This is a genomic window from Nocardioides jensenii JCM 1364 = NBRC 14755 (assembly GCF_001552535.1).
GTDB lineage: Bacteria > Actinomycetota > Actinomycetes > Propionibacteriales > Nocardioidaceae > Nocardioides > Nocardioides jensenii.
The window spans coordinates 39,094-50,433 of record NZ_BCRJ01000090.1; the positions used below are offsets into that span (position 1 = coordinate 39,094).

General features: G+C 69.3%; 9 protein-coding genes. All 9 read right to left on the reverse strand.

Translation table 11 applies throughout. From position 1 onward, the window contains the following. Nucleotides 1–3 precede the first annotated feature (3 nt). On the reverse strand, nt 4–2,280 hold the full coding sequence (locus NJ4_RS19220) for an FdhF/YdeP family oxidoreductase (protein ID WP_067438945.1): 2,277 nt from the start codon (nt 2,278–2,280) through the stop codon (nt 4–6). 14 nt (nt 2,281–2,294) lie between these two features. Continuing rightward, entirely contained in the window at nt 2,295–2,636 is a 342-nt protein-coding gene (locus NJ4_RS19225; RefSeq protein WP_067438948.1) for a DUF1801 domain-containing protein, read from the reverse strand. 52 nt (nt 2,637–2,688) lie between these two features. Then, nucleotides 2,689–3,684: a glycine betaine ABC transporter substrate-binding protein gene (locus NJ4_RS19230; protein WP_067438951.1), complete on the reverse strand. Its 996-nt coding sequence runs from the start codon at nt 3,682–3,684 to the stop codon at nt 2,689–2,691. A 1-nt stretch (nt 3,685) separates the two neighbouring features. Next, nucleotides 3,686–4,600 carry an ABC transporter permease gene (locus tag NJ4_RS19235; RefSeq protein ID WP_245644630.1) on the reverse strand — a complete coding sequence of 305 codons (915 nt, stop codon included), beginning with the start codon at nt 4,598–4,600 and terminating at the stop codon, nt 3,686–3,688. Next, nucleotides 4,593–5,837, reverse strand: coding sequence for an ABC transporter ATP-binding protein (locus tag NJ4_RS26980; protein ID WP_082748883.1), 1,245 nt, complete (start codon nt 5,835–5,837; stop codon nt 4,593–4,595). Before NJ4_RS26980 ends, NJ4_RS19235 begins: the two co-directional genes overlap by 8 nt. Continuing rightward, nucleotides 5,834–6,475, reverse strand: coding sequence for an ABC transporter permease (locus NJ4_RS19245; RefSeq protein ID WP_067438954.1), 642 nt, complete (start codon nt 6,473–6,475; stop codon nt 5,834–5,836). Before NJ4_RS19245 ends, NJ4_RS26980 begins: the two co-directional genes overlap by 4 nt. A gap of 156 nt (nt 6,476–6,631) precedes the next feature. After that, nucleotides 6,632–7,012: a hypothetical protein gene (locus NJ4_RS19250; protein WP_067438957.1), complete on the reverse strand. Its 381-nt coding sequence runs from the start codon at nt 7,010–7,012 to the stop codon at nt 6,632–6,634. 83 nt (nt 7,013–7,095) lie between these two features. Next, a complete protein-coding gene (locus NJ4_RS19255) occupies nt 7,096–10,572 on the reverse strand; it encodes an ATP-binding protein (protein WP_067438960.1) in 3,477 nt (1,158 codons plus the stop codon). Further along, nucleotides 10,569–11,340, reverse strand: a 772-nt coding sequence (locus NJ4_RS19260; protein ID WP_322787635.1) for a DUF4194 domain-containing protein, incomplete at its 5' end; no start/stop codon positions are given. The genes NJ4_RS19255 and NJ4_RS19260, both read right to left, overlap by 4 nt.

The window sequence follows — 11,340 nt, forward strand, 5'->3', positions numbered from 1 at the left end:
TTCTCAGCCCACGGGTTCGAGGCGCACGATGACTTCCTTCGACGTCGGGGTGTTGCTGACGTCGGCCACGCTGTCGAGAGGCACCAGCACGTTCGTCTCGGGGTAGTAGGACGCGGCGGAGCCCCGGGCGGCCGGGTAGGCCACCACGGTGAACCCGTGGGCGCGGCGCTCGGTTCCGTCGGTCCAGACACTGACGAGGTCGACCAGGTCACCGTCCGCGAGTCCACGCTCGGCGAGGTCGTCGGGGTTGACCAGCACGACGTGGCGGGCGTTGTGGATGCCGCGATAACGGTCGTTGCCGGAGTAGGGGATGGTGTTCCACTGGTCGTGCGAGCGCAACGACTGCAGGATCAGGTGCCCGGCCGGCGGCCGGGGCGCCACCAACGGCGTGGCAGCGAAGACCGCCTTGCCGCTCGGCGTCGGGAAGACGCCCTCGTTGACCGGGTTCGGCAACCGGAACCCGCCCGGTCGGCGTACCCGCTCGTTGAAGTCCTCGAAGCCGGGAACCACGCGGGAGATGTGGTCGCGCACGATGTCGTAGTCACCCTCGAAGGACTCCCACGCGATGGCACTGTCGGGCAGCACCCGGCGAGCCAGCCGGCTCAGGATCGCGACCTCGCTGAGCAGGTCGGGCGAGGCCGGGTCGAGCTTCCCTCGGGACTGGTGCACCTCGCTCATCGAGTCCTCGACGGTGACGAACTGCTCACCCGTGGCCTGGACGTCGCGGTCGCTGCGGCCCAACGTCGGCAGGATCAGCGCGGTCTCGCCGACCACCGTGTGCGAGCGGTTCAGCTTGGTGGAGATCTGCACCGTGAGGGAGCAGTTGCGCAGCGCCCGCTCGGTCACGTCACTGTCGGACATGGCGCGCACGAAGTTGCCGGCCACCCCGACGAAGACCGATGCCTTGCCGTCCCGCATCGCCCGCACGCCGTTGACCGAGTCGAGGCCGTGCTCGCTGGGCGGGGTGAAGCCGAACTCGTTGCCGACCGCGTCGAGGAACCACTGGGGCGAACGCTCCCAGATCCCCATCGTGCGGTCGCCCTGCACGTTGCTGTGACCGCGCACCGGGCACACCCCGGCGCCGGGTCGCCCGAGATTGCCGCGCAGCATCAGGAAGTTCACGATCTCGCGGATCGTCGGCACGCCGTGCTTCTGCTGGGTCAGCCCCATCGCCCAGCACACGATGACCGACTTGCTCTCCAGCACGCGGCGGAGCAGCTCCTCGACCTCGTCGCGGGACAGGCCGGTGGCGGTGCGTACGTCGTCCCAGGTGATCGACTCGACGTTTGCGCGGAACTCGTCGAACCCGATCGTGTGGCGATCGATGAAGTCGTGGTCGAGGACGGTGCCGGGCGCTGCTGCCTCGGCCTCGAGGAGCAGCTTGTTGAGCATCTGGAACAACGCCAGGTCTCCGCCGGGTCGGATCAGCAGGAACTGGTCGGCGATCGTCGTCCCCCGACCGACCACGCCCCGGGGCTTCTGCGGGTTCTTGAAGCGCTTCAGGCCGGCCTCGGGCAGAGGGTTGATCGCCACCACCTGGCCGCCGTTGCGCTTGGTCTCCTCGAGGGCGGTGAGCATGCGGGGGTGGTTGGTGCCGGGGTTCTGCCCGGCCACCAGGATCAGGTCGGACTCGTGGATGTCATCGAGCGACACGCTGCCCTTGCCGATGCCGAGACTCTCCCCCAGCCCCGACCCACTGGACTCGTGGCACATGTTGGAGCAGTCGGGCAGGTTGTTGGTGCCGAAGGAGCGGGCGAACAGCTGCAGCAGGAACGCTGCCTCGTTGTTGAGCCGGCCGGAGGTGTAGAACATCGCCTCGTCGGGTGAGGCCAGCCCGGTCAGCTCGTCGGCGATCAGACCGAGCGCGTCGTCCCAGCCGATCGGCTCGTAGTGCGTGGCGCCGGGCCGCTTCACCATCGGCTCGGTCAGGCGCCCCTGCTGGTTGAGCCAGTAGTCCGACTTGCCGTCGAGCTCCTCGACCGGGTGCTGGGCGAAGAACTCACGGGTCACCCGTTTCGTGGTCGCCTCGTCGTTGACGTGCTTGGCGCCGTTCTCGCAGTACTCGTTCCTGTGCCGGTGTCCGGAGGGGTCTGGCCACGCACAACCGGGGCAGTCGATGCCGTCGGTCTGGTTGAGGTTCATCAGGGTGAGCGCGGTGCGCTTCACCGAGGTCTGGGAGAGGGAGTACTCGATCGCGTGCGCCACCGCGGGCACTCCGGCCGCGTACTCCTTGGGCTTGGAGACCTTCAGGTGGTCTTCGGGATCCTCGTTCGCACGCATGTCGTCTCCGCCCTTCAGGACCGGTTGACTGCCACGGCTTCGCGGACCAGCTCGACGAACGCGTCCTCCTCGAGGGAGTCACCCTCGCGGAGGTCGATCGCGCGTCGGGTGCCCGCGTCGAGGCTGGCGTTGAACAGGCCGGTGGGGTCGTCCAGGGAGGCGCCCATGGCGAAGGTGAGCTTCACCTTGTCCTTGTAGGTCTCGACCGTGCAGATCAGCCCGGACGACGAGAACGTGGGGACACCGTCGGGGTTGGACGCCTTGCGCCACTTGGCCTCCTCCTCGATGCCCGGCTCCGCGGACACGATGAGTGACCGCACCCTCTCGACCGTCTCCGTCCGCCAATCACTGCTCATGTTCGCGAGTCTAGCCACGGCCGAGACCCGGACGGACCGGCGTACCGCCGGATCACTTGATGAAGCCCTCGTCCTTGAGCCAGTCGTAGGCGACGTCGACCGGCTCCTTGCCCTCGACGTCGACCTGGGCGTTCAGCTCCAGCAGCACCTTGTCGGTCAGCTTCTTCGTGACCGGGGCGAAGAGGTCCCTGATCTGTGGGTGGTCCTCGAGGACGTCCTCGTTGACGACCAACGAGACGTTGTACTTGGGGAAGTACTCCTTGTCGTCCTCGAGCACGGTCAGGTCGAGGGCCACGATCCGACCGTCGGTGGTGAAGACCTCGCCGAAGTTGCACTCCCCCTTCGCTGTCGCGCTGTAGACCGCGCCGGTCTGGTAGGTCTTCAGGTTCGACTCGGGGACTCCCTTGTCGAGTGGGATGCCGTAGGTCTTCAGCATGCCGGGCAGGCCGTCGGGGCGGTTGGTGAACTCGGACTCCACACAGAACGTGCGGTCCTTGACCGGGACGTCCTTGAGCTGGGAGAGCTTGGTGATGCCCAGGCGCTTCTTGACCTGCTGGGTGACCGCGAATCCGTAGGTGTTGTTCATCGGTGCCGGCGGCAGCCAGACGAGCTGGTTCGTCGCGAGGTCCTCGTCGCGGACCGCGACGTACTGCTTCTGCTCGTCGGGGATCGGCTTGGCGTGCCCGAGATAGGTGATCCAGCCGGTGCCGGTGTATTCCCACATCGCGTCGATCTGGCCCTCGAGCTGGGCCTGGCGCGCGGCCGCGCTGCCGGGGATGTTGGTCAGGTCGGTGACGTCGGCACCCGCGGAGGCCAGCAGCGTCACGGCCATCTTGCCCAAGATGATGTTCTCGCTGAAGTTCTTGGAGCCGACCGAGATGGCCAGACCGTCCAGGGACTTGGTGTTCTCCACGGGGCCGGCCAACTCGCCCTGGCGGATCGGGCCGGCGGCCGTGCCCAGGAAGCAGCTGCTCAGCAGCAGCGCCATCGCGGACACGAGGCCGGTCAGCGCGATCACGGGGCGTCGACGACGCAGCGCGACGGACATGTCAGATCCCCTTCGGCCGGGTGAGCAGCTCCAGGACCCGGCCCAACCACTCGATCAGCAGGGCCAGCAGCGCGATGAGCACGGCGCCGGTCACCATCAACGAGAACTTGAACAGCGAGATGCCGGTCTGGAGGATCTCGCCGAGCCCTCCGGCGTCGATGAAGCAGGCCAGCGACGCGGTGCCGGCGATCAGCACGAGCGACGTGCGTACGCCGGCCATGATCACCGGGACCGAGAGCGGCAGCTCGACCTTGAACAACGTCATCCACCCGGTCATCCCGATGCCGCGGCCGGCCTCGACCAAGGTGGGGTCGACGCCCTGGATGCCGACGATGGTGTTGCGCAGCACCGGCAGGATCCCATAGAGGCTCAGCGCGATGATCGCGGTCCAGAAGCCGCCGTCGAGCCACAGGAAGAGCAGGACGATGAGTCCGACCGACGGCGCCGCCTGACCGGCGTTGGCGATGCCGACCACGATCGGTGCGAGCACCTTGAGGCCCCCCCGGGTCAGCATGACGCCGAGTGGTACGGCGATCGCCACGACGATGACCGCGGAGACCACCGTGAGCAGGACGTGCTCCCAGATCAGACCCTGGAGCAGCGGGCCGTCGTACCAGGTGGCGGGATTCCAGCTCGGGAACGGTGCGTGCCAGTCCATCGGGTTCCAGCTCGGGAAGACCTCGTGGAAGCGGCTGTTGATCAGCAGGCTCCAGCGCAGCTGGTTCGCCTCGACCACGTCGAGCTCGGCGGTCTGCCGCCACCACACGAAGCCGCCGAACACGGCGGCCACCAGGATCGGGGGCACGGTCAGCATGGTGACCATCTCGCGGGTGATCACCCGCGCGCCACGCTTTCCGGAGGGCTCGTGGCCCTCGGGGATCGGCTCGTCGAGGACGGCCGGCGTCGGCTCAGTCATGGCTGTCCTCCGGCGTTCGTTCGTGTCGGCCCTGCCCCGGCACCCCGTTCTCCCGCTGGGCCTGCTCCACGTGTTCGGCGGCCTCGCGCTCGGCGTGCCGCATGTGGTCGGTGACCGTCTCGAAGTCGAGGACGCCGAGGTAACGGTCGCGATCACCGGTCACGATCACCTTGGAGTGGGTCGAGGTGAGCATGGTGTCGAGTGCGTCGTTGAGCGTGGCCGCCTGGTCGATGGTCAGGAGGTTCTCGCGCGGCTCGCCGCGCACCGTCGGGTTGTTGCGCATCTGGCGCAGCCAGGGCCAGGCCACCGGGCGGTCCCGGTCGTCGAGCACGACCACGGTCTCGTCGCCGGCCTGCTCGGCATGCTGCATCACCGGGGCAGTGTCGTCGCCCACCCGCGCGGTCGTGGGCCGGTTCAGGTCCAGGGCACGGACCCGGGTCAGTGAGAGCTGCTTGAGGGTGGAGCCGGCCCCGACGAAGTCGGCCACGAAGTCGTTGGCGGGGGCGGCAAGGATGTTCTCAGGGGTGTCGTACTGCGCGATCTGCGCTCCCTCCTGCAGGATCAGGATGCGGTCGCCCAGCTTGATCGCCTCGTCGATGTCGTGGGTGACGCAGACGATGGTCTTGCCCAACTCACGCTGGATGCTGATCAGCTCGTCCTGCAGCCGCTGCCGCGTGATCGGGTCGACGGCACCGAACGGCTCGTCCATCAGGATCACCGGTGGGTCGGCGGCCAGTCCTCGGGCAACGCCGACGCGCTGCTGCTGGCCCCCGGAGAGCTCGCGCGGGTAGCGGTCGCGGTAGCGGTCGGGGTCGAGGCCGACCAGGTCGAGGAGCTCATCGACACGGGCACTGATCTTCGCGGAGTCCCAGCCGAGCATCTTGGGCACGACGCCGACGTTGGTGGCCACGGTCATGTGCGGGAAGAGGCTGCCGCCCTGGATCACGTAGCCGATCTTGCGGCGCAGGCTGGTCGCGCTGTCAGACCTGATGTCCTGGTCGTCGATGAGGATCGTGCCGGACGTCGGTTCGATCAGCCGGTTGATCATCTTCAACGAGGTGGTCTTGCCACAGCCCGAGGGGCCGACGAACGTGACGATCTCGCCCGCCGGAACGGTCAGGGAGAGTGAGTCGACCGCCGCGACCTTCTGCCCCGGATAGCGCTTGACCACGTTGTCGAGGCGAAGCTCCGCCCCGCTGATCGCCCTGTCACTGTTGGTGCCGCCGGTCTCGGTCATGCGCGGATTCCCTTCGAGATGGTGAGGCGCCCCAGCAGGAGCATCAACAGGTCGGCGATGAGGGCCACGAACACGATGCCGACCGTGCCGACCAAGGCGTAGCGGACGGCGTTCTCGTTGCCGGCCTGGGTCAGGCCGGTGAAGATGTAGCCGCCCAGTCCGGGGCCGAGGACGTACGCCGCGATCGCGGCGATGCCCATCGACATCTGCACGGAGGTGCGGACCCCCGCGTGGATCACGGGCCAGGCCAAGGGCAGCCGTACCCGCATCAGGATGCCGAGCTCGGTCATCCCCATCCCCTTGGCGGACTCGAGCAGCGTGGCGTCGACCTGGCTGAAACCGACCACCGCGTTGCGCAGGATCGGGAGCGTGGCATAGAAGGCGACGCAGATGAACGCGGTCGTCGCGCCGATCTTGGTCACCGGCAGGAGCAGGCCCACCAACGCGAACGACGGAACCGTCAGCCCGATCGCGGACAGGGTGTTGGCGACCGACTCGAGCATGCGGAACTTGTTGACGACCACGGCCAGGAGGATGGCCACGATCGTGGCCACGAGCACGGCCTGGAAGACCAGGTTGGCGTGCTGCAGCGCGTTGTAGAGGATGAGGTCCCAGCGTTCCTTCACGAAGTTCCACATGCCTGCGAATCACCTCAGTCGCCTCGGCTCCGGCCTGGTCCAGACAACCACATCTGCTCGTCGAACGGGGCCCATCGGCGTGTCGTGCGTGCTGCAGCAGTGGGGCCGGTACCCCGAATCGACGAACTCACCCGCCCTGAGGCCAGGCCGAGGTGGTCACGACTCCGGCATGCCGGCCAACGGCGCCGCGGCCTCGGTCACGGCTCCGACCACCTGTGACGCGCGCCCGATCCACACCGTTCCGTGGTCGGTGCGCAGTGCCGCCCGGCCGAGGTGCAGGTCGAAGACTCCGATGCGCAGCGTGCTCCCGTCGGAGGCGAGCACCACCTGCCCGCGGCGCGGCGTACGGCACGGTGAGAGCACCAGCTCGGTGCCCGCTGGCCAGCCCAACGAGGCCAGCGCGTCATCGGCCATCAGGTGGCGGACGAGGCCGTCGTCGCGGACCTTGGTCGCCGCACTCGGGTGCGGCGCCGCTGCCCGCGGTGGCGGGTCGAACGGAAGGCACGCCTGATCGTCGCACCTCGAGACCGAACGCATGTTCGAAGCCTACTGGACGCCGGTCCTCGCCGACGGCACCGGCGCTGGTGCGCTTCCTCGACCAACCGGCTGGCTGGCGCACCTCACCCGGTGGGGACCTGCTCCGCGTCAGTGATCGGCGTGATCCACGACTGGTGTGTGGTGCTGCTCTTGGTGATCGCCAGCAGCTCGTCCATGTGCGGCTCCAGGCCGGTCACCTTGTCGAGCGGCACGCCGATGATCAGCTGGAAGCCCAACCCTCGCCAGGCCTGGACGGCACGGCCGGCGAACTCGGAGTCGGCCTTCACGAACCCCTCGTCGAGGAAGACCGGCGCGAAGCGCGGCCGCGAGCGCATCTCGTCGCCGAGCCGGAAGCGCAGCGCCGAGCCGACGATGAACGCGACCAGCTCCTGGCTCTCGCCACCGCTCTTCTCCCCCAGCGTGCGGTACGTCGCCCGCAGCTCGCCGGTGGCGTGGTCATAGCGCTCGGCACTGATCTCCACGTGGCGGCGTACGTCGAGCAGCCGGTCACGGTCCGAGAGTGAGTCGCCGGACCCGTCGGGCTTGCGCAGCTGGTTCATGAACCGGCTCAGCGCGGTGAATCGCCTCTCGAGGTCGGCCTCGTCGAGCTCATGGGTCGATCCGGCGGAGAGGACGCGCAGATCCTTCATGAACACCTGCACGTGCGTCGGCGCGAGGCGACGCAGGCGGATTCGCAGCCGGTCGCCGGAGGCACCGAACTCGAGGCGCCGCAGGATCGCGTTGATCGGCTCGAGGCGGTCCTCGATCTCCTCGACGGAGGCGGCCATCGCGCCGACCAACGGCACCAGGTCCTGGCCCGACCACTCGGTGAGCCGACGTCGCCACTCGGTGCGCCGCGAGGCCAGTCCGGTCTGCCGGATCTCGTCGAGGATGCGCGCGTAGTCGGGGTAGGAGTCGGCGGTGGAGCCGAGGTTCGGGGAGTCCCACTGCACCTTGAACAACCGGAAGATGCCGGCCAGCTCGTCCTCGGCACGGGTGATCTCGGCCTCGGCCTCGCCGACCGCGCCACGCAGCCGTTCGGCCAACCGCTGCGAGTTCTCCGCGAACCGGTCGAGCTCGTCGGGGTCGGCCGGGGCGACGGCTGCCGCGAAGTCGGCGGACAGGGCCGCCGACTGCTCGTCGGTCAGCGCCACCCGGCCGCCGGCCTCCATTGCCTCGAGCCGGTCCTTGACCACGTCTTCGGAGTCGACCAGCTGGCCGTGGGTCTCGTTGAGGCGGGCCCGCTGCTGGTCGAGGGCGAACCGCTGCCGGCGGGTCTCCTCGAGACGGGCGGTGAGCTCGTCGATCTGCGACTGCAGCTCCTGCAGCTGGTCGTCGGCGCCGAGGATCTCGCGCTGCCGGCGCTCGAGGTCGTCGATGCGGCGGTCGCTGCTGGCCACGTCGAGGTCGTCGAACCGTGCGGCTGCCACCGCGTCGTACGCCGCCCGGCACTGGTCGAGCACGCGCACCTGCCGGTCGATCTCACGAACGTCGGCCTCGACCGCGTCGAGCCGTTCGCCCATCGAGGCGAGCTCGGCATCGAGGTCGGCGATCGCGTCCTCGTTCGAGAAGCCGATGATGCTGCGGGAGTCGTTGCGCCCGTGGCTGCCGCGGCGTCCGTTCCGGGTCTGGCCGGCCAGGGTCACCCGGTAGCCGCCACCCGACAGACCCGTGGCGTCCTGCACGCAGAGTGCGTTGCGGGAGGGCTCGGCCAGGTGGGCCTGGACCCAACCGGAGAACGGTGAGTCCCTGAAGACCAGCTTGCCGGCGATCCGCTCGGGGTCGGCCGGGCCCAGGTCGGGCAGCCCCAGCTCGGCACCCTCGAAGGTGAGTCGTCCACGCAGCTGCAGGCCGTCGATGGCTGCCGAGAACGCGGCCAGCCGGTCGGCGGGCACGAGCATCGTGCGGGCACTGGCGCCGAGCACGGTCTCGACCGCGGTGCGCCACCGCGACTCATCGGGGGCGACATCGATCAGCTCGGCCAGGAACGGGAGCTCGTCGACCGAGAGACCACTGGCCTCGGCGACCTGCGCACGCAGCTCGTCGAGGCGCACCGGCACCCGACCCGCGCGGCCCTCGAGCGAGGCCCGCTCGCGACGCAGCTCCGCGACCCGTTGCTGCAGGGGGAAACCGCGATCGCGAGCCGCGTCCCGGGCCTGCTTGAGGCCGGCACCGGTGGTCTCGAAGCCGGTCAACCAGGTGCGGGCCTGCTTCTGGAGCAGGGCGAAGTCGTCGGCCGAGGCCAGCGCCGTGTCGACGTCCAGGTCGGAGGTGACCTCGATCAGCGGGAGCAGTCGCTCGGCGAGCACCGAGCGTCGTCCGAGCCGGTCCTCGCGCACGACCTGCTCCTGCTCGAGGGAGAGGGCCAGTGCCTGGAGCGTCGAGCCGCCGGCTGCGCGGTGCGCCTCCTTGGCGGCCTCGAGGTCACCGACGAGGGCAGTCTCTGCCGAGGTCGCGGCACTCAGTCCGTCGCCGGTCGTCGTCCGCGCGTCACGGTTCGCGGCCACGTCGGCCTCGAGCAGACGCAGGTGCGTGCGCAGCAGCCACAACCGCAACGGGGTGTCGCCCTGGAGCGTCACGCCGTAGGCGTCGAGCTGGGCGCGTCGCCGGGTGGCAGCGGCCCGTCGCTCGTGCAGGTCGCCGATCGGCTCGAGCAGCTCGAGCTTGGCCTCCTCGGTGCGCATCGCGGAGTACGCCGCGTCGAGGTCGTCGAAGTGCTCGATGGCCCGGTCCGCGGCGGCGTACGTCGAGGGGCGCTCGAGCACCATGTCCTTGTAGAGCTCATCGACGCTGCGCACCTGGTTGCCGGCCTGGATGCGGGCCAGCAGCCGCAGCGCCTTGGCGCCGTCACCGTTGGCGCCGATGCCCAGGCGAGCGTGCAGCACGGCGGAGAACTCCGCATAGGTGCGGTGCACCCGGATGCCCGGGTAGAGCTTCTTCAGGGTGTTGGCGTGGAAGCGCTCCGGGACGGCCGCCTCGAGAGACTCGAGAGCCAGGGCGCCCTCGTGGCTGGCCAGCTGCATCTGCACGTCGGCCGACCGGGTGGCGCGCCGCGGGACGTAGTAGGTGCGCAGTGCGGTGAACCGACCACCCTGGTCGTTGACGAACGTCATCGCGATCGCGCCCCAGGTGTCGGACCCCTTGCCCCGCAGGAGCTTCTCGACGGGACGGCCGGTCGTGGGGTCGTCGACGACGTCGACGGCACCACGCAGGTAGGAGAGCAGGTTGCGCTGGCCGACGCTGCGCGCCCGGCCGGCGACCGCGTCGTTGGAGGCGCCGTTGAACTTGGTGTCCGAGGTCATCATCAGCGCGGTGTAGGCATCGAGGATGGTGCTCTTGCCGACCCCGGACGCCCCGGAGATCATCGTCGCGTCACCCCGCAGCGGGATGGTGGTGAGACCACCGAAGCCGCCCCAGTTGACCAGCTGCAGCAGGGCTGCGCGCCACTGGACGGTGTCGTCGGTGGGGGTGGCCACCTCGGCCCGCGTGAAGAGCCCGTCGGAGTGCTCGGACTCGTCGACCTGCTCCTCGGCCCGCTCCTCGAACTGGTCGGTCGTCATGCCTGCTCCTCCCCCGCCTCGGTGCCGTCGAACAGCTCGTCGTCCGGCGCGGCGGGTGCCTCGGTGCCGTTGGTCGAGCGCAGCGCCGCGAGCAGCTCGACCAGCATGTCGAGCGGCATCAACGGCTCGACGGCTTCGCTGATCTCGAACCGCTCCTCGGACGCGGTGCCGATCAGCAGCCCGGCCTTGGCCACGGTCTGGACGGCGTTGCGGGCACGGCGCTCGTCGCCGGCCTCGTCGGTGGCGTGGGCCGGCCGGAAGCTCGCGACGTGGGCGACGATGTCTTCACGGTCGATGAAGACCCTGGCCTCCCCGCTGGCGAAACCGGCGCGCAGCCGGTCGCGCAGGTGGACCAGGACCAGGGTCTCCTCGCGCGACCAGGGCGCGTCGTACAACAGGGTCGGGAAACGGCTGCCGGTCTCGGAGGTGGCCTGGCGCTTCCACGCGACCTCGCGCACCGGGTCGATGGCCAGGTCGAGAAAGAGGTCGTTGAGTCGAGAGCGCAGGGCACGCTCGTGCTCGACCAGCACCCGCCAGTCACGAGGATGCGTGCGGGCGCTGATGAACCGCTGCTTGAGCAGGGCGACCAGGGCGTGGCGCTGGGCGTACTCGAGACCCCCCTCGTCGCCCTCGAAGAGCGAGACCGAGGTCTGGTCGAGCGCGTCGTCTCCCGCCATGTCTCCCGTCATGTCGCCTGCCATGTCGCTTGCCTCAGCACGGGCGTCCGGCCCGTCGACCGTGGTCTCGTCGACGGTGGTGCCATCAGGG